Origin of the sequence: Streptomyces sp. NBC_00178 (genome assembly GCF_036206005.1) — a bacterium.
GTDB lineage: Bacteria > Actinomycetota > Actinomycetes > Streptomycetales > Streptomycetaceae > Streptomyces.
In genome coordinates, this window is record NZ_CP108143.1 from 5200145 (window position 1) to 5219881 (window position 19737).

Genomic DNA, 19737 nt, shown 5'->3' on the forward strand with positions numbered 1-19737 from the left:
CGCGCGGCCCGGCCGGTCCGGGCCCGCGCCCGGCCCGTGCTGTGGGTCCGGCGCGTGCGGCGTTAAGGAGGTTCTCATACGGGCCCCCTAGCGTGCGGCGCATGAAGACCACCCCCTCCACCACGACCACCGACGACACCGAGAAGAAGGCGGCGGGCGAGACCGCCGCCGCACCGGACCTGGAGAAGAAGGCCGGCCCCGCGCAGGACGCGGTGCCGGCGGGCGTCGCACCCGGCCTGACCGCGTCGGACGTGACCGCGATGGACGTGGCGGCGACGGACGCCGCGGCGGAGGACGGCCTGGAGAGCGAGCTGGAGTCCGACCCCTACGCAGAGGCGGAGGCCGCCGCGTCCGCCGGGACGGGTTCCGGCGCCGCGGCCGTCGTGGCCGCCGGGCTCGGGATCGTCTCCCTCTCCGGAGCGTGGACCGGCCGGGTCGCCGCCGAGCGCGAAACCCTGATCGGCCAGATCAAGACCTCCGGCGGCGGCAGCGCCGCACAGCAGATCAACGAGATCTACGGCGACGCCTGGCACAGCACGGCGCTCGTCAACGGCCTGTTCGCGCTGCTCGCCCTGCTCGTCGGTGTGTTCGTGCTGGTCCGGCCCGCCTTCGGGGCACCGTCCCCCCTGCCCCGGCCGGGCTGGATCCGTTCCGTGGCCTGGGCGGGCGTCGCACTCGGCGTGCTGGGCGTACTGATCTCCGTGGGCATGTACCTCGACCTGTTCGTCGGCCTGCCGTCCGCGGCCGGCGGCTGAGCCCCCGGAACCGGACAGCCGGTCGCGCGGGTTCCGGGAGGCCGGGCCCCGGCGGGACGGGAACTCCGAGGCGCCGCCCGGCCTTCCGGGCGGCGCCTCCCCGCATGGTCCGCGGACGCCGGAGAGGCCGTCTCGACGCCATCGCGCCGGGCCGGCCCCCGCCTCGGGATCGCCGGAGCGCAGGCGTCCACCGGCAGAGGCACACCGTGGACGAGCGCCGCGTCCTGTGCCGACCGCCGGCCGTGCCTTGAGGCGGGTCACGACGTACCTCCGACCGTGCGCGGTGCGTCACCGGGGGTGGGCGGGCACCACCGGCCGTCGGGATCCACCTGGCACCCTGCGGCAAGGCGGTCACAACGTGATGATCACCCCGTCGATCAGCCGGAGTTCAGAGGGCGGGGCCGCGTCGTCGGCGCCGGGACGGGAGCCAACGGCCTTACTGGCAGGCACGGTTCACGAGGCGATGCGTGGAGCGCGTCTCCTCAGGGACGACCCGCGGACCACCCGCGGACCACCCGCGGACGACCCGCGGACGACTCGCGGACGACCGGCGGAGGCACGCCATCGGGATGTCCGGCGACGGGGCGCGGAGGCACCGTAGGGACGTCCGGCGTCGGGCCGACGCGCGATGCCGGGACACGTAGGGCCGTCCGGCGACGGCCCGAGGCGCGCCCTCGGGATGTCCGGCAGGACACCTAAGGCCCCCCGCCCGCAGAGATACGGCACTCGCCCGATGCGGTGAGGCCCCCTGCCGGACGAGAGTGGTGCCACGGCAACCGCCGTGGCACCAACTCCGTTCCACGTCAGGGGAGACGACCATGTACCACTACGAACTCCACCAGCTCGCCGTCGGTGAACTGCTCCACCGGGCCGAGGAGCAGCGCACCGTGCGCCAGGCCGTCCTCGCCCGCCGCGCCGCCCGGCGCTCGGCGCGGCGTACCGGACGGGACGAAACCGAGGGGCGGGTGGGGGACGAGCGGGGCCGGTTCGGCCGTGCCGCGTAGCGGTGGAGCCCCAGCCGAAAACCCCTCTCTCGAAGTCGCACGCGTATGCGATGCTCGGCGACGTGGAGACCAACACCGTCAGCCCCGTCTTCGTCGGCCGGACCGGTGAACTCGCCGCGCTCACCGACACGCTCACCCGGGCCGGAGCCGGCGAGCCCCAGGCCCTCCTCGTCGGCGGCGAGGCCGGGGTCGGCAAGACGCGGCTGGTCGAGGAGTTCCTCGCGGCGGCCCGCCGCCGCGAGGCCGTCGTGGCCGTCGGGGGATGTGTGGAGATCGGGGCCGACGGTCTGCCCTACGCCCCGATCTCCACGGCCCTCCGCGCCCTGCGCCGTGCGCTGCCCGACGAGCTGACCGAAGCCCTGGCGGGGCAGGAGGGCGAACTCGCCCGCCTGCTGCCCGAACTGGGCGAGGCCGACCGGGCCCCGGACGACGAGCACGGCACCGCGCGGCTCTTCGAGCTCGCGGCCCGGCTGCTGGAGCGCCTCTCCGCGGCGTGCACGGTCGTGCTCGTCCTGGAGGACCTGCACTGGGCCGACGCCTCCACCCGCCATCTGCTCGCTTACCTCTTCCGGACCCTGCGCAGCGGCAGGCTGGTCGTGATCGGGACCTACCGCGCGGACGACGTCCACCGGCGCCACCCCCTGCGGCCGCTGCTCGCCGAACTCGACAGACTCCGTACGGTCCGGCGCATCGAACTCGACCGCTTCAGTCACGCCGAGGTGGGACGGCAGCTCACCGGGATCCTCGCGACCGTCCCGGACGCCGGACTCGTCGACGACATATTCGAACGCTCCGACGGCAACGCCTTCTTCGTCGAGGAGCTCGCCCGCAGCCTCGAATGCTGCGGAGACAGCTCCGGCCTCTCCGACTCGCTCAGGGACCTCCTGCTCGTGCGCGTGGAGGCGCTGCCCGAGAACGCCCAGCGGATCGCCCGGATCGTCGCCGAGGGCGGCTCCACGGTGGAACACCCCCTCCTCGCCGCCGTCGCGCAGCTCGGCGAGGACGACCTCGACGAGGCCCTGCGGTCCGCCGTCGGAGCCAACCTCCTGCTGCCCGCGCCCGACAGCGACGGCTACCGCTTCCGGCACTCCCTCGTGCGCGAGGCCGTCAGCGACGACCTGCTGCCCGGCGAACGCACCCGCCTCAACCGCCGTTACGCCGAAGCGCTGGAGGCGGACCCGTCGCTCGTGCGCGCCGACGAGCGTGCCGCCCGCCTCGCGAGCTACTGGTACGCCGCGCACGACGCGGCGAAGGCCCTGCCCGCAGTGCTGCAGGCGGCCGTCGCGGCCAGACGGCGGTTCGCCTACTCCGAACAACTGCGTCTGCTGGAGCGGGCGATGGAGCTCTGGGACGACGTCCCGGACGCGGTGCGCGCGACCCTGCGTCCCCTGGACTACGCCGAGGTCTACCCCGGCTGCGGATGCGAGCCGGGGACAAACCCGCTGCGCTACCTCGACCTGATGGCGGAGGCCACCGTCGCCGCCCGCATCGGCGGCGACCGCGAGCGCTCCCTGGCCATCGCGAAGAAGGCGCTGCGCATCCTGGACCAGGACACCGACCCCCTTCGGGCCGCGTGGTTCTGGGTGCAGCGCTCCCTGCTGATGCAGACGCTCTCCAGGGGCGACGGGTGGCAGGAACTCGCCACGGCCCAGGGCCTGGTGCGAGGGCTCCAACCGTCGGCCGTACACGCGGACGTCCTGGCCGCCGTCGCCGGCTGGGGCGCTCTGCACCGGCCCGGAGCGGAGACGCTGGTGGCCGCGGACCGGGCCGTGGAGTACGCCCGGCTGGTGGGCGAGGAGTCCATCGAACTCCACGCCCGGCTCACCAGGGGCTGGCTCACCATCGACGCGGGAGCCGTCGAGGAGGGCATCGCCGAGATGTACGCCGTCCGGGAACGGGCCGAGGAACTGCGCCTGGTGGGTGTGATGAGCCGCACCAGCATCAACCTGCCCTCCTCACTGGAGTCCATAGGCCGCTCCCTCGAATCGGTGCGGGCCGCCGATCACGGCATCGACATCTGCCACCGGCACGGGCTCCCCGAGTCCGAGGCCTGGGTGAGGGCGAACCAGGCGCAGTCGTACTTCTCGCTGGGGCGCTGGGAGGAGTGCCGAGGGGCCCTCGACGCGGCGGCCCCGCTCGCCCGGTCCCGCAAGTCCAACGGCCTCGTCGCCTCGCACCGGACCGATCTGGCCCTGGCCCGCGGCGACTTCGAGGCGGCCGCGGAGCACCTGGCGGCCAACAGGCGGCACATCGGGCTGCACGACCCCCAGCCGCAGCACCTGATCGGCCCGGTCCGGCAGGCCATGACCCTCGCGGCACAGCAGGGACGGCTCCCCGAGGCGCGCGCCGCCTTCGAGGCGCAGTCCGAAGCCGGTCTCCCGCCCGGCACCCAGCGCTACTCGCTCCCGCTGCTGTACGCCGCCGCCACCATGGAGGCGGACGCACGGGGGCTGCCGGCCACCGACCCGGAACGGCCGGCCGTCCTGGAGCGGATCCGCGGGCACCTGAAGCGGACCCCCATGCTCGTCCCCGTGTGGGCGGGATACGGCGTGCTGATCGAGGCGGAACTGGCCAGGGCGGAAGGGGCGGACACTCCGGACCACTGGTGCCGGGCCGCCACGGCCTTCACCCCGCTCCAGCGGCCCTACGAGTCCGCCCGGATCCGTCACCGCTGGGCGGAGGCGATACTCACCGCCTCCGGGGACCGGGCCAGGGCCGTCCGCCTCCTGCGCGAGGCCCACTCGGTGGCCGCGGCCCTCGACGCGCGGCCGTTGGTGGAGAGCATCGAGCTGCTGGCCGGCCGGGCCCGGATCGCCCTCGCCGCCGCGCCGGGAGCCGACGAGGCCAGGGCGGAGAGCACGCGCGCGCAGGACGTGGCTCCGGCGGTCGACGCGATCGAGTCGTTCGGGCTGACCTCGCGCGAACAGGAGGTGCACCGGCTGGTCGCGGCCGGGTACACCAACCGCAGGATCGCGGAGGAGCTGTACATCTCGCCGAAGACCGCGAGCGTGCACGTCTCCAACATCCTGGCCAAGCTCAGCGTCTCCAGCCGTGGGGAGGCGGCCGCGCTGGCCCACCGCTTCCGGCTCTACACGGTCGGCTGACCACCGGCAGCCGCCGCCGTGCCGCCCCCGGCCCGGCGGCTACCGCACCTTGAGGAGCAGGATCCGGTCGTCACCCGGCTTCGGGGTGCCGCGGCCGTCCGTGTTGCTCGTGACCAGCCACAGGGTGTCGCCGCCCGCCGCGAGGACCGTGCGGAGCCTGCCGTACTTCCCGTCGAGAAAGGCCTGGGGTGCCGCCAGCGGTTCCGCGCCGGGTTTGCCGGAGAGGGGGATCCGCCAGAGCCGCTCGCCGCGCAGCCCCGCCATCCAGATCGACCCCCCGGCATAGGCGATGCCGCTCGGGGACGCCTCGGAGGTCTTCCACTGGGCCACCGGGTCCACGAACCCGGCCTCGCCCTTCCTGCCCTCCACCTCCGGCCAGCCGTAGTTCCCGCCCGGTTCGATCCGGTTCAGCTCGTCCCAGGTGTTCTGGCCGAACTCGGCGGCCCACAGCTGCTTCCGGCCGTCCCATGCGAGCCCCTGCACATTGCGGTGGCCGTAGGAATACACCACCGAATCGGCCTCGGGGTTGCCGTGCACAGGTTCGCCGTCCGGGGTCATCCGCAGGATCTTGCCCGCGAGCGAGGCCTTGTCCTGGGCGAGACCCGTGTCGCCCGTCTCGCCCGTGCCCGCGTACAGCATGCGGTCCGGGCCGAACGCGATCCGCCCGCCGTTGTGGATGGAGCCCTTCGGGATACCCCGCAGGATGGTGTCCGGGGCCCCCAGCTGCTGGCCCGGCGGCTTCTTCTCGTCGTACTGCATGCGGGCGATGCGGTTGTCCGACTCGGTGGTGAAGTAGGCGTAGATCAGGTGGTCCGCGCCGAAGGTGGGGGCGACGGCGAGGCCGAGGAGCCCGCCCTCACCCGACGGGGCGACCCCGGGCACCGAACCCAGCAGGGTCTTCCTGCCGCTCTCCCCGTCGATCCGCGTGATGGTCGCGTCGTCGCGCGACGCCACCAGCAGGTCTCCGCCCGGCAGCACGGCCAGGCCCCAGGGGGACGCGAGGCCGGTGGTGAGGGTCCTCACCACCTCGACCGAGCCCTTGGCGGGCGGCAGATCGGGTGAGGGGCTCGCCGCGCCCGGGGGAGCGGTCGACGAAGCCGTCGCGGAAGAGGAGGGGGCGCCCTCACCGGCCGCCGGGCCGTCGGCGGACGAGCAGGCGGACAGCAGGAGCGAGGCCGAGGCGAGTCCGGCCACCACCCCCTTGCGCAGCACGGGACTCAGCACAGCACCGATCCTTTCGACGGTCGTACGACTACTGTTCTTACACCGCTCCGCCCCAGCGGGTTCCCGGTCTCCGCCGATTGTCCCGCCGCGGTCCCGCCGGCACGACTCAGTCCCACGACCCGCGCGCCCGCGGCAGCCCGGCGATCTCCTGGAGGTCCCGGTCCGTGAGCGTCAGTCCGGCCGCCGCGGCGTTCTCCACCACCCACTCCTCACGCTTCGCCCCCGGTACGGGCACCACGTGGCGGCCCTGTCGCAGGACCCAGGCCAGCGCCACCTGAGCGGGAGTGGCGCCGTGCCGCTCCGCGATCCGGCGCAGCCCCGCCACGACCGGCTGGTTGGCCGCCATCATCTCCGAGGTGAACCGGGGGTGCCTGGCCCGCGGGTCGTCCGGCTCGAAGCCGTGGCCCGGCTTGAGCGTCCCCGTCAGATAGCCGCTGCCCAGCGGCATCGCGGCCAGCACGCCCACACCCCGCGCCGCGCACCACGGCAGCAGGTCCTCCAGCGCCTGGGGTGACCAGACCGACACCTCGGCCTGCACGGCGCTGACGGGAAAGACCTGCTGCACCCGCTCCAGCTGCCGGATCGTCGCGTCGTGCGTCCGCGCACCGGGCCTCCGGCCCGCCCTGGCCCCCACCGCGCACAGACCGAGCGCCCGCACCTTGCCCGCGGTGACCAGCTCCGCCATCGCACCCCAGGTCTCCTCCACCGGCACCTCGGGATCCGCCCTGTGCAGCTGGTAGAGATCGATCACATCGGTCTGGAGCCGGCGCAGCGAGGCGTGGCAGGCCCGGCGCACGTACCCCGGACGGCCGTTGGCCACGACGTGCTGGTCGCCCACGAGAAGGCCGCACTTGGTGGAGAGGAACGCCTCGGACCTGCGGCCCTTGAGCGCCCTCCCGAGCAGGAGTTCATTGGTGAAGGGGCCGTACATGTCGGCGGTGTCGAGCAGTTGCACGCCCGCGTCCAGCGCCGCGAGCACCGTCCGCACCGAGCGGTCCCCACGCTGCTGCGACGTGCTGTACGCCCAGCTCATCGGCATACAGCCCAGCCCGACCGCGCCGACGGACAACGCCGTCGCACCGATAGTCCTGCGCTCCAACTCCCCGAACCCTCCCTAGGCCGCGCGATCATGGGACCACCAGCACCCCAAAGTAACCTCTGCCGTCGCGAGGGCTTCGCATAGCCTCCTGACCATGACTTCCGCAACCGCCAACGACGTATGGCTGCCCTTCGCCGCCCATGAGATCGACGGACTCCCCGAGGGCCTCGACTACCGCTTCTGGGACGGCGGTCCGGACTACCCGGCGGACCCCTCCGACTGTGCCTTCTACGTCGTCCCGTACATGAAGGGACCAAAGGTCGCGGTCCGTCCGCTGGGGGCCATGGACCGGGTCAGGGTCGTCCAGACCCTCTCGGCGGGCATCGACCACGTCGAGCCCGGGCTCGGGCTGCTGCCCTCCGGGGTGCAGCTGTGCAACGCCAAGGGCGTGCACGAGGCGTCGACCGCCGAACTGGCCCTGGCCCTGGTCCTCGCCTCGCTCCGCGGCTTCCCCGGCTTCGTGCGCGGCCAGGACGAGGAGGAGTGGCGCTCGGGCTTCTACCCCGCGCTCGCCGACAAGTCCGTCCTGGTGGTGGGTTACGGATCGATCGGCGCCGCCATCGAGGACCGGCTCGAACCCTTCGAGTGTGCGCGGGTGGTGCGCGTCGCACGCTCCGCACGGACCACCGGGCGCGGCCCCGTACACGCGATCGAGGACCTTCCCGCGCTGCTGCCGGAGGCCGACGTCGTCATCCTGTCCACCCCGCTGAACCCGTCCACACAAGGGCTGGTGGGACCCGGGTTCCTCGCCGCGATGCGCGACGGCGCGCTGCTCGTGAACGTCGCCAGGGGAGGTGTCGTCGACACCGCCGCCCTGCTGGCCGAACTCGAGTCCGGCCGCCTGCGTGCCGCGCTGGACGTCACCGACCCCGAACCCCTGCCCGCCGGCCACCCGCTCTGGCATGCTCCCCACACGCTGCTCACTCCCCATGTGGGCGGCAGCACCTCCGCGTTCCTGCCCCGGGCCAAGCGGCTGCTGGCCGGACAGCTCACCCGGTACGCGGCCGGGGAGCCGGTCGCCAACCTCGTGCGCACGACCGGCTGACCACGTGACGGACAGGGGCCCGACCGCACGGAGTTCCCACAACACCCCAGGTGGTCACGGAGAGTAGAGAAGGTATGTCCCTGAGTGACGACTCTGGTGTATCGTCCACAACAGGGCTGCGCCGTGGAAGGGACGGCGCCGGGGGTGAGCCGAACGCGAGGGGGCGACGGGCGATGTGCGGCCAGTGGAGAGACGATCCGACGCTGCGGGGCCGACGGAAGCGGCCGGTACCGAGGGTGCCCGGGCCCGCCCGCGGAGTTCCCCGGTGAGCGCCCTCGGCGCCATGCTCTCCCGGCAGCCCGCCACCGGCCGCACCGCGGGGCTGCGCGCCCAGCTCGCCCTCGCCGCCCTCTGCGCCGGATACGGGGTGGGGGCGGCCGTCGGCTGGGGATCGCCCCGACTCGCCCTGTTCATGGGCGACTTCGGCCTCAGTGTCGCGGCGCTGATCGCCGCCGTCTCGTGCTTCCTCTACGCCCGCGCCGGTGACATCCGGTTCCGGCCGGCCTGGCTCCTGTTCTCCCTCTCCTCCGCGATGGCCGCGGGCGGGAACGCCGTCTGGGGATGGTACGAGGTGGTGCTGGGGCGCGCGGTGCCCTCCCCCTCGCTCGCCGACCTCTTCTTCCTCTGCTTCGCACCGCCCGCCATCGTCGGCCTGCTCGTCCTCGCCAAGCGGCCGGTCACCAGGGCGGGCTGGGTCTGCCTCGTGCTGGACGCCTGGCTGATCGGCGGGTCCCTCCTGACCCTCTCCTGGAGCCTCGCGCTCGCCCACACCGCCCACGTCGTGAACGAGGCGGGCGAGAGCGTCGCGAGGGCGGCCCTCTCCCTCGCCTACCCCCTGCTCGACATCGTCCTGGTGTCCATGGTCCTCGCGCTGCACTTCCGGCGGGTCAACGTGAACCGCTCCGCCGTGAACACGGCCATCGCGGGCCTCGCCCTGACCGTGGTGTGCGACGCGCTGTTCACGGCCCCGCTGCTGCGCTCGGCGTACCACTCCGGACAGCTCCTGGACGCCGGGTGGTTCGCCGGTTCCCTCCTCCTCGCCTACGCGCCCTGGGGGGCCCGTCGGCACGAGGAGGACAACGCTGTCGACGCCGTCCCGGAAGCCCGGGCCGTGAGCCGTCCCATCGCCGGCTCCCTGGCCGCGCTCACGCCGTACCTCGCCGCGGCCGTGTGCACCCTCGGCATCCTCTACAACGTGGTCGAGGGCCGCCGGGTCGACCGCGTCGTCGTCCTCACCGGCTGCACCGTGGTGCTCGCCCTGGTGCTGCGGCAGGCCATCATGCTCCTCGACAACATCGCCCTCACCCATGAACTCGCCCAGAAAGAGAACTACTTCCGCTCCCTGGTGCAGGGCTCCAGCGACGTCATCATGATCGCCGAGCCGAGCGGCGTGCTGCGCTACGTCAGCCCCGCCGCGGCCGGGGTGTACCGGCGCGACGCCGAGGACCTCGTCGGCGCGGAGCTCGCGTCGATCATCCACCCCGACGACCTCGGGGGAGTGGTCCACGAGCTGCGGCGCTTCCTCGCCGCGCCCTCGCGCGACGCGCGCACCACCCGTATCGAATGCCGCTTCCGGTCGGGCACGGGGGACTGGCTGCACGTCGAGTCGACCGTCAACCGGCACGAGGGCGGCCTGCTGCTCAACAGCCGGGACGTCACCGAGCGGGTCAGGCTGCAGGCGCAGTTGCAGCACAACGCCGAGCACGACCCCCTGACCGACCTGCCCAACCGGTCCCTCTTCACCGCCCGGGTCGGCCGCGCGCTCGGCGGCCGGAGAGCCGGCGACCCCGGCACGGCGGTGCTCTTCATCGACCTCGACGGCTTCAAGGCCGTCAACGACTCCATCGGCCACCAGGCGGGCGACGAACTGCTGATCCAGGCGGCCCGCAGGCTCCAGGAGTCCGTACGCACCTCCGACACGGCGGCGCGCCTGGGCGGGGACGAGTTCGCCGCCCTCATCGTCGGTGACGGCACGCGCGACCAGGCCGCCAGGGAGTGCCAGGTCCACGAGATCGCCGAGCGGCTGCGCCTGAGGCTCTCCCAGCCGTACCGGATCGGCACCGGGGACGTCAGGGTGGCCGCCTCCATCGGAGTCGCCTTCGCCGAGCCCTCCATCACGCCCAAGGACCTCATGCGCAACGCCGACCTCGCCATGTACCGGGCGAAGGCGGGCGGCAAGGACCGGGTCGAGCTGTACGCCCCCCAGATGCAGGCCGACGTCGTGCGCCGCTCGGAACTGGTCGCGCGGACGCGCACCGCCCTGCGCGACGGCGAGTTCGCGCTGCTGCACCAGCCCGTCGTCCATCTGGCCACCGGGACGGTCGCGGCCGTCGCCGCCCAGGCCCGATGGCGGTCCTCCCAGGGCATCCTCTTCACCCCCGCGGAGTTCCTCAGGGCGCCCGAGGACGGCGAGCGCGCCGCCGAGCTCAGCACCTGGCTCCTGGAGGAGGCCGTCGAGCAGGCCGCCGACCGGGCGGGCGCCGGGCACGCCGTCTCCGTCAGCGTGCGGGTCCCGGCCTCCAGGCTGCTGGACCGGACCCTTCCCCCGGGATCGGTCGAGGCGCTCCTGACGCGGTACGGCCTGCCCTCCGGCGCCCTCATGATCGAGGTGGCCGACAGCGACCCCCGGATCTCCTTCGACGAGCTGGAACAGCGGCTGGTGTCCCTGCGGCGTCTCGGTGTACGGATCGCGCTCGACGGCTTCGGCAGCGGGTACGCCGCCGTCAACGCCCTGCGCCGCCTCCCCGTCGACGTGCTGAAGCTGGACCGCTGCCTGGTGGAGGGCGTGGTCGAGTCGGCGAGGCTCCACAAGATCACCAGTGGGCTGCTGCGCATCGCCGGCGACCTCGGGATGCAGTCCGTGGCCGACGGGGTGGACGTACCCGAGCAGGTGCGGGCCCTGCGTGCCATGGGCTGCACGCACGGCCAGGGCATGGCCTTCGCCGGGCCGCTGGACGAATACCGTCTGCGGCGGACGCTGATCCGCGGGAAGTACCCCGTCCCGGGTCTCGGGCCGGCGGCTCGGCCGGTGCTCGCGGGCGGCTCGATTCCGCTCCAGACCCGCTCACATGATGAGACGCCCGTCCCACCCACTTGACACCGCACGCGTGCCGGAGAGAGGGTCAATGCCATGCGCACCCGAATTCTCGTACTTGGAAAGCGCGTCGGCTGAAGCAGGGTCACTCATGGAAACCCTGCAGACCGCACCGGCGCGCTCCCCTCGCTTGCCTCACGGCACGAGGGGTTTTTTGTTGCACCGGGACCTCTCAAAACCCCACAAACACACCGCATAAACCCTCAGCTTCGAGAAGAGATGCCGATGACCGAGCAGGCCACCGGGGCCCAGCACCCGCAGCCGCGGGCCCGTAACGGCGGACCGTCCTCCGCCTCCGTTGAGCACCTCACGGGCGCGCAGTCCCTCATCCGTTCTCTCGAGGAGGTCGGGGCCGACACCGTGTTCGGGCTCCCCGGCGGCTGCATCCTCCCGGCGTACGACCCGCTGATGGACTCCACCCGCGTCCGGCACATCCTGGTCCGCCACGAGCAGGGTGCGGGCCACGCGGCCACCGGTTACGCACAGGCCACCGGCAAGGTCGGGGTCTGCATGGTCACCTCGGGCCCCGGCGCCACGAACCTGGTCACCCCGATCGCCGACGCCGCGATGGACTCGGTGCCGATGGTCGCGATCACCGGCCAGGTGGCCTCCGCCGCCATCGGCACGGACGCCTTCCAGGAAGCCGACATCTGCGGCATCACGATGCCGATCACGAAGCACAACTTCCTGGTCACCCGCGCCGAGGACATTGCGCATACCATCGCCGAGGCCTTCCACATCGCCTCGACCGGCCGCCCGGGCCCGGTCCTCGTCGACATCGCCAAGGACGCACTGCAGGCGCAGACGACCTTCAGCTGGCCGCCGACGATGGACCTGCCCGGCTACCGTCCGGTCACCAAGCCGCACGCCAAGCAGATCCGCGAGGCCGCCCGGCTGATCACGCAGGCCCAGCGCCCGGTGCTGTACGTCGGCGGCGGCGTCCTCAAGGCCGGCGCCACCGCCGAGCTGAAGGTCCTGGCGGAGCTCACCGGAGCGCCCGTGACCACCACCCTGATGGCGCTCGGCGCGTTCCCCGACAGCCACCCGCTGCACGTGGGAATGCCCGGCATGCACGGCTCGGTCACCGCCGTCACCGCGCTCCAGAAGGCCGACCTGATCGTCGCGCTCGGTGCGAGGTTCGACGACCGGGTCACCGGGAAGCTCGACAGCTTCGCCCCGTACGCCAAGATCGTCCACGCCGACATCGACCCCGCCGAGATCGGCAAGAACCGCGAAGCCGACGTCCCGATCGTCGGTGACGCCCGGGAGGTCATCGCCGACCTCGTCCAGGCGGTCCAGGCGGAGCACACCACCGGCACACCCGGCATCTCCGCCCAGGAGCGGTACGCGGCGTGGTGGAAGGACCTCAACCGCTGGCGCGAGACCTATCCCGTCGGCTACGACCTGCCCGAGGACGGCAGCCTCTCGCCGCAGCAGGTCATCCAGCGCATCGGTGAACTCGCCCCCGACGGCACGATCTTCGCCGCGGGCGTCGGCCAGCACCAGATGTGGGCCTCGCACTTCATCCAGTACGAGCAGCCCGCGACCTGGCTCAACTCCGGCGGCGCCGGGACCATGGGCTACGCCGTCCCGGCGGCGATGGGCGCCAAGGCCGGCATGCCGGAGCGCGCCGTCTGGGCGATCGACGGCGACGGCTGCTTCCAGATGACCAACCAGGAACTCACCACCTGCGCGCTCAACAACATCCCGATCAAGGTCGCCATCATCAACAACGGCGCGCTCGGGATGGTCCGCCAGTGGCAGACCCTGTTCTACAACCAGCGCTACTCCAACACGGTGCTGCACACCGGCGCGGACCCGGACGGCGTCCCCGCCAAGGGCACCCGCGTCCCGGACTTCGTCAAGCTGTCCGAGGCCATGGGCTGCTACGCGATCCGCTGCGAGGACCCGGCCGACCTGGACAAGGTCATCGCCGAGGCCAACGCGATCAACGACCGCCCGGTCGTCATCGACTTCATCGTCCACGAGGACGCGATGGTGTGGCCGATGGTCGCCGCCGGAACCTCCAACGACGAGGTCATGGCGGCGCGCGGTGTCCGTCCCGACTTCGGCGACAACGAAGACGACTGAGAGACAGAGAGAGACCGACTCCATGTCCAGTAAGCACACGCTCTCCGTCCTGGTCGAGAACAAGCCAGGTGTCCTCGCCCGGATCACGGCCCTGTTCTCCCGGCGCGGCTTCAACATCGACTCGCTCGCGGTCGGGACCACCGAACACCCCGACATCTCACGCATCACCATCGTCGTGAACGTCGCGGGCCTGCCCCTGGAGCAGGTGACCAAGCAGCTCAACAAGCTCGTCAACGTGCTGAAGATCGTCGAACTCGAGCCCGCCGCCGCGATCCAGCGCGAGCTCGTCCTGGTGAAGGTCCGCGCGGACAACGAGACCCGCTCCCAGATCGTCGAGATCGTCCAGCTGTTCCGCGCCAAGACCGTCGACGTCTCGCCCGAGGCCGTCACGATCGAGGCGACAGGGGGAGCCGACAAGCTGGAGGCCATGCTCAAGATGCTGGAGCAGTTCGGCATCAAGGAGCTCGTCCAGTCCGGCACCATCGCCATAGGGCGCGGCGCGCGCTCGATCACCGACCGTTCTCTGCGCGCACTCGACCGCACGGCGTAAACCTTCACGGGGCACCCCGCCGCTCGCATGGCGAGACCCCGCCACGTATCCCACGCACCCCGCCGTACGGTGGGACGCAACACCCGCACACAAGGAGAAGACCCAGTGGCCGAGCTGTTCTACGACGACGATGCCGACCTGTCCATCATCCAGGGCCGCAAGGTCGCGGTCCTCGGATACGGCAGCCAGGGCCACGCCCACGCGCTGTCGCTGCGTGACTCGGGTGTCGACGTCCGAGTCGGTCTGCACGAGGGTTCGAAGTCCAAGGCCAAGGCCGAGGAGCAGGGCCTGCGCGTGGTCACCCCGGCCGAGGCCGCGGCCGAGGCCGACGTCATCATGATCCTCGTCCCGGACCCGATCCAGGCCCAGGTCTACGAGGAGTCCGTCAAGGACAACCTCAAGGACGGCGACGCGCTGTTCTTCGGCCACGGCCTGAACATCCGCTTCGACTTCATCAAGCCGCCGGCCAACGTCGACGTCTGCATGGTCGCTCCGAAGGGCCCGGGCCACCTGGTCCGCCGCCAGTACGAGGAGGGCCGCGGCGTCCCGTGCATCGTGGCCGTCGAGCAGGACGCCTCGGGCAAGGGCCTGGAGCTCGCCCTCAGCTACGCGAAGGGGATCGGCGGCACCCGCGCCGGCGTCATCAAGACGACCTTCACCGAGGAGACCGAGACCGACCTGTTCGGCGAGCAGGCCGTCCTCTGCGGTGGCACCGCCGCTCTGGTCAAGGCCGGTTTCGAGACCCTGACCGAGGCCGGCTACCAGCCGGAGATCGCGTACTTCGAGTGCCTCCACGAGCTGAAGCTCATCGTGGACCTCATGTACGAGGGCGGCCTGGAGAAGATGCGCTGGTCCATCTCCGAGACCGCCGAGTGGGGCGACTACATCACCGGCCCCCGGATCATCACGGACGCCACCAAGGCCGAGATGAAGAAGGTTCTCGCGGAGATCCAGGACGGCACCTTCGCCAAGAACTGGATGGCCGAATACCACAACGGCCTGCCCAAGTACAACGAGTACAAGAAGGCCGACAGCGACCACCTGCTGGAGACCACCGGCAAGGAGCTGCGCAAGCTCATGAGCTGGGTCGACAACGAGGAAGCCTAGAGTTCCCGGCCGGGGGCGGGTCCGCGAGGGCCCGCCCCCGGCCGCGTACGGCCCACCTCGCCCGTGTCACTGCGGGGGAGGGACGGGTGGCGGAAACAGCACCGTACGTCTGTACAGACCGTCCAACCCCGTGCGGGTGATCCTTCCACCAGGGCGCTGCCGACGCCCGGCCGCATGACTACACTTCCCCTCAACCCATACACGCGTCAGGGCCCACAGTGTCGTGCGTCTTCCACGCGGCTAGCCCCTCCACCGCCTGCGGCCGTCGGGACGGCCGTCCGCACTGGACTTGTGAGGACACACGTGAGCTCGAAACCTGTCGTACTCATCGCCGAAGAGCTGTCGCCCGCCACGGTCGACGCCCTGGGTCCGGACTTCGAGATCCGGCACTGCAACGGCGCCGACCGCGCCGAACTCCTCCCCGCGATCGCCGACGTCGACGCCATCCTGGTGCGCTCCGCCACCAAGGTCGACGCCGAGGCCATCGCCGCCGCGAAGCAGCTCAAGGTCGTCGCCCGCGCGGGCGTCGGTCTCGACAACGTCGACGTCTCCTCGGCCACCAAGGCCGGCGTGATGGTCGTCAACGCCCCTACCTCTAACATCGTCACCGCCGCCGAGCTGGCGTGCGGCCTGCTCGTCGCCACCGCGCGCAACATCCCGCAGGCCAACACCGCGCTGAAGAACGGCGAGTGGAAGCGCTCCAAGTACACGGGTGTGGAGCTCAGCGAGAAGACGCTCGGTGTCGTCGGCCTCGGCCGCATCGGCGTGCTGGTCGCGCAGCGCATGTCCGCCTTCGGCATGAAGATCGTCGCCTACGACCCCTACGTGCAGCCCGCGCGCGCCGCGCAGATGGGCGTCAAGCTCCTCACGCTGGACGAGCTGCTCGAGGTCTCCGACTTCATCACCGTGCACCTGCCGAAGACCCCCGAGACGCTGGGCCTCATCGGTGACGAGGCGCTGCACAAGGTGAAGCCCTCGGTGCGCATCGTCAACGCCGCCCGCGGCGGCATCGTCGACGAGGAGGCACTGGCCTCCGCCCTCAAGGAGGGCCGCGTCGCCGGCGCCGGCCTGGACGTGTACACCAAGGAGCCCTGCACGGACTCCCCGCTGTTCCAGTTCGACCAGGTCGTCTGCACGCCGCACCTCGGTGCCTCCACCGACGAGGCGCAGGAGAAGGCCGGCATCGCCGTCGCCAAGTCCGTCCGCCTGGCGCTCGCCGGTGAACTCGTCCCCGACGCGGTCAACGTCCAGGGCGGCGTCATCGCCGAGGACGTCCGTCCCGGACTGCCGCTCGCCGAGAAGCTCGGCCGGATCTTCACCGCGCTCGCGGGTGAGGTCGCCGCCCGCCTCGACGTCGAGGTCTACGGGGAGATCACCCAGCACGACGTGAAGGTGCTCGAACTCTCCGCGCTCAAGGGCGTCTTCGAGGACGTCGTCGACGAGACCGTCAGCTACGTCAACGCCCCGCTGTTCGCGCAGGAGCGCGGTGTCGAGGTCCGCCTCACCACCAGCTCCGAGTCGCCGGACCACCGCAACGTGGTCACCGTCCGCGGCACGCTGTCCAGCGGCGAGGAGGTCGCGGTCTCCGGCACGCTGGCCGGCCCCAAGCACCTCCAGAAGATCGTCGCGATCGGCGAGCACGACGTCGACCTGGCGCTCGCCGACCACATGGTCGTCCTGCGCTACGAGGACCGTCCCGGCGTCGTCGGCGCGGTCGGCAAGATCCTCGGCGAGGCCGGGCTCAACATCGCCGGCATGCAGGTCTCGCGCCAGGACGCGGGCGGCGAGGCGCTCGTCGTCCTCACGGTCGACGACACCATCCCGCAGGGGGTCCTGACCGAGATCGCCGAGGAGATCGGCGCGACCTCGGCCCGCTCGGTGAACCTCACCGACTGACCTGACCCGCACGACGACCGCGCCCGGCGGACGGAGCCGACTCCGTCCGCCGGGCGCGGCGTCATGTTCCGGTGGTTCAGCCGTCGACGTGCCCGGTGACGAGCGCGATCAGGAACACGGTCCAGCCGAGGGCGGTGCCCAGGGACGGGAATCCCGCGGCGACCGCGCAGCCCGCCACGGCGAGATCCTTCCGCCGACTCCTGCGGGCGTGTCCGGGCGAGGAACCAGCTCGGCAGGATCAGCGCGAAGGCGGCCCCCAGTCCGGCTGCCAGGAGGAAGCCCCGCTCCGCGAAGAAGTGTTGTCGTGCGCGGACACCGTGACGGCCGGCGCCGGGGCCGGCAGGGTGGCCGCCGGAGGCGCGGCCCACCGGCGCGGGCCGGTTTCCGCGGGCGCGGTGGCGGGGATCCGGATGTCGTTGCTCACCAAGCCAGTTGACCGCGCGGAGCGAGTGCGGGACCTGGACGATCGCACTCAGCCGCTGCCCGGCACGTGCTCGACGGCCCGTGCCGGGATGCTCACAGCCGGGCCTGCTTCAGCGCCATGTGCAGCAGCAGGCGGTCCTCCCCGTCGTTGAGGTCGAGGCCGGTGAGCTGCTGGACGCGGCCGAGGCGGTAGTAGAGCGTCTGGCGGTGGACGCCCAGTGCGGTGGCGGTCCTGCTCGCCTGGCCCGCGAGGTCGAGGAACACCTCGGCGGTCCGGGCCAGTTCGGCGTGGGGCGGGGTCAGCAGGGTGCGGACGGTGTGGTCCGGCCCGGTGTCCTCGGTGCGGGGGAGGGCGGCCAGCAGGCGGTACGGGCCGATGGCCGACCAGTCGGCGACCGGGCCGTAGCGGGACTCGGCCGCCGCGGCCCGGGCCGCGGAGAGTGCCTCGCGCCAGGAGTCGGCCAGTTCCGCCAGACCACGGCGGGCGGCCGCCAGGCCGCCGGTCGCGCCCGGCCCCGCGGCGGCGCGCAGCCGGTCCGCGGCCTGCGCCGCCGGGTCGAGGGAGTCGGCGGAGCGCAGCCGCACCAGCGCCGCGAGCGCCTGGGTGCCCGCTCCGGGCACCGCGGTGAGGGCCGCGGCCGAGGGCACCGTGCGGACGGAGGGCGTCTCGCCGGGCCACGGGGTCACGCACACCACCGTGTGCAGGCCCTCCGCGCCGGTCCCCAGCGCGTCGCGCAGGGCCGCCACCGCCATGTCGCGCTGCCATCCGTGCCCGGCGACGAGCACCGCGCCGAACTCCCGCGACAGGTCCGAGCCGGCCCGCTCCTCGTCGGCGAGCAGGGCGCCGATCCGGGCCGCCACGTCCATCGCCGCCGCGAGCTGCCCGTCGGCCGGGCCCGGGTCGGCGTCGAGCAGCCAGACATAGCCCAGGACGACACCCCGATGGCGTACCGGCAGGCAGATCCGGTCGCGGAAGACCCCCGCCTCGGGGGCGGCCGGAATGCGGACCGGTCCCGTCGCCCGGGTGATGCCGAAGCCCTCGAACCAGGCGCGGACCGCCGGGGTGGAGCGGCGCGTCAGGATCGAACGGGTACGGACCGGGTCCATGGCCGTGTCGTCGTCGCTGTCGTGGGCGCCGAAGGCGACCAGGCCGAAATCACGGTTCTCCAGGGTCGCCGGCGCGCCGAGCAGGGCCGAGATCTCGTCGACCAGCTCCTGGTAATCGCCCTTCACCCCGCCATTCTCGCACCTCTTCAGACATATGTCTGAGATCCAGTACACGGATGCGTGACAGGTGTCGATGGCAGGGGCCCTTGGCGGTCCCTAGATTTCACCTTGGTTCTCCGTGCCGTCCCGGTCCGTACACATCGTCGCCGGTTCGGCCTCTTTCGTACTCCGTGGAGGTGCCCCGTGCTGGGTCCCGTGATTCTCGCCGCGTCCCGCAGCGACGCCATGCGCCGTTTCATCTCGGCCGCGCCCGGCACCAAGCAGGTCGTCGACCGGTTCATCGCGGGTGAGACCGTCGACCAGGTCGTCACGGTCGTGAAGGACGCCGCGGGCAAGGGCCTCGAGGTCACCCTCGACGTCGTCGGCGAGGACATCACCACCCCGGTGCAGGCCGCCGCCGCGCGTGACGCCTACCTGGAGCTGATCGGCCGCCTGGAGGAGCTCGGGCTCGGGGTCCGGGCCGAGATGTCCGTCAAGCTGTCGATGTTCGGCCAGTCGCTGGAGGGCGGCCACGAGCTCGCCCTCGCGAACGTCCGCCCGGTCGTCGAGGCCGCCGCCGCGATCGGCACCACGGTCACGCTGGACGCCGAGGACCACACCACCCTCGACTCGATGTTCGCCATCCACACGGAGCTGCGGAAGGACTTCCCGCAGACCGGCTGCGTGATCCAGTCGTACCTGTTCCGCACCGAGGCCGACGCGCGCCGCCTGGCGGCCGAGGGCAGCCGGGTCCGCCTGGTGAAGGGCGCCTACAAGGAGCCCGCCTCCGTCGCGTACCAGAACAAGCCGGAGATCGACAAGGCGTACGTCCGCGTCCTGAAGACCCTGATGCTGGGCGACGGCTACCCGATGATCGGCTCGCACGATCCCCGTCTCATCGCCATCGGCCAGGAGCTCGCACGCCAGGCCGGGCGCAAACTGGACGAGTACGAGTTCCAGATGCTGTACGGCATCCGCAGCGACGAGCACGTCCGGCTCGCGGCCGAGGGCCACCGGATGCGCGTCTACACGGCGTACGGCACCGACTGGTACGGGTACTTCATGCGCCGCCTCGCGGAGAAGCCGGCCAACCTGCTCTTCTTCGGCCGCTCCGTCCTCACCAAGGGCTGAGCCGGCGA

Annotated in this window: 13 protein-coding genes; 10 read left to right on the forward strand and 3 right to left on the reverse strand. The window is 72.1% G+C overall.

What is annotated here, in order from left to right:
- Positions 1-101: 101 nt before the first annotated feature.
- From OHT61_RS22920 to OHT61_RS22930, 3 genes are all read left to right on the forward strand, one after another.
- Positions 102-755 carry a hypothetical protein gene (locus OHT61_RS22920; protein ID WP_443049514.1) on the forward strand — a complete coding sequence of 218 codons (654 nt, stop codon included), beginning with the start codon at positions 102-104 and terminating at the stop codon, positions 753-755.
- A gap of 818 nt (positions 756-1573) precedes the next feature.
- Positions 1574-1759, forward strand: coding sequence for a hypothetical protein (locus OHT61_RS22925; protein ID WP_329040798.1), 186 nt, complete (start codon positions 1574-1576; stop codon positions 1757-1759).
- Positions 1760-1809: 50 nt separating this feature from the next.
- Positions 1810-4863 (forward strand): helix-turn-helix transcriptional regulator, encoded by a 3054-nt coding sequence (locus OHT61_RS22930; protein WP_329040799.1) that lies wholly within the window; start codon positions 1810-1812, stop codon positions 4861-4863.
- A gap of 39 nt (positions 4864-4902) precedes the next feature.
- Here the strand turns inward: OHT61_RS22930 and OHT61_RS22935 are convergent, their stop codons facing one another.
- Positions 4903-6087, reverse strand: a complete 1185-nt coding sequence (locus tag OHT61_RS22935; RefSeq protein ID WP_329040802.1) for a PQQ-dependent sugar dehydrogenase — start codon at positions 6085-6087, stop codon at positions 4903-4905.
- A 106-nt stretch (positions 6088-6193) separates the two neighbouring features.
- Positions 6194-7186, reverse strand: a complete 993-nt coding sequence (locus OHT61_RS22940) for an aldo/keto reductase (RefSeq protein WP_329040803.1) — start codon at positions 7184-7186, stop codon at positions 6194-6196.
- A gap of 94 nt (positions 7187-7280) precedes the next feature.
- Between OHT61_RS22940 and OHT61_RS22945 the strand changes: the two genes are divergently transcribed.
- The 6 genes from OHT61_RS22945 to serA all read left to right on the forward strand — a co-directional run bounded on the left by OHT61_RS22945 (position 7281) and on the right by serA (position 16969).
- Positions 7281-8231, forward strand: a complete 951-nt coding sequence (locus OHT61_RS22945) for a 2-hydroxyacid dehydrogenase (protein WP_329040804.1) — start codon at positions 7281-7283, stop codon at positions 8229-8231.
- 265 nt (positions 8232-8496) lie between these two features.
- Positions 8497-11328 (forward strand): putative bifunctional diguanylate cyclase/phosphodiesterase, encoded by a 2832-nt coding sequence (locus OHT61_RS22950; protein WP_329040805.1) that lies wholly within the window; start codon positions 8497-8499, stop codon positions 11326-11328.
- Between the two features lie 216 nt (positions 11329-11544).
- Positions 11545-13416: an acetolactate synthase large subunit gene (locus tag OHT61_RS22955; RefSeq protein WP_329040806.1), complete on the forward strand. Its 1872-nt coding sequence runs from the start codon at positions 11545-11547 to the stop codon at positions 13414-13416.
- A gap of 22 nt (positions 13417-13438) precedes the next feature.
- Entirely contained in the window at positions 13439-13966 is a 528-nt protein-coding gene (ilvN, locus tag OHT61_RS22960; protein WP_329040807.1) for an acetolactate synthase small subunit, read from the forward strand.
- Between the two features lie 105 nt (positions 13967-14071).
- Positions 14072-15073: a ketol-acid reductoisomerase gene (gene ilvC / locus OHT61_RS22965; RefSeq protein ID WP_329040808.1), complete on the forward strand. Its 1002-nt coding sequence runs from the start codon at positions 14072-14074 to the stop codon at positions 15071-15073.
- Between the two features lie 303 nt (positions 15074-15376).
- Positions 15377-16969: a phosphoglycerate dehydrogenase gene (gene serA / locus OHT61_RS22970; protein ID WP_329040809.1), complete on the forward strand. Its 1593-nt coding sequence runs from the start codon at positions 15377-15379 to the stop codon at positions 16967-16969.
- A 516-nt stretch (positions 16970-17485) separates the two neighbouring features.
- Here the strand turns inward: serA and OHT61_RS22975 are convergent.
- A complete protein-coding gene (locus OHT61_RS22975) occupies positions 17486-18625 on the reverse strand; it encodes a PucR family transcriptional regulator (protein WP_329040810.1) in 1140 nt (379 codons plus the stop codon).
- Positions 18626-18802: 177 nt separating this feature from the next.
- On the opposite strand from OHT61_RS22975, the gene OHT61_RS22980 reads away from it, so the two are divergent.
- The gene (locus tag OHT61_RS22980; RefSeq protein WP_329040811.1) at positions 18803-19729 is read left to right on the forward strand and encodes a proline dehydrogenase family protein; all 927 of its coding nucleotides are present in this window, start codon (positions 18803-18805) and stop codon (positions 19727-19729) included.
- Positions 19730-19737: the final 8 nt, after the last annotated feature.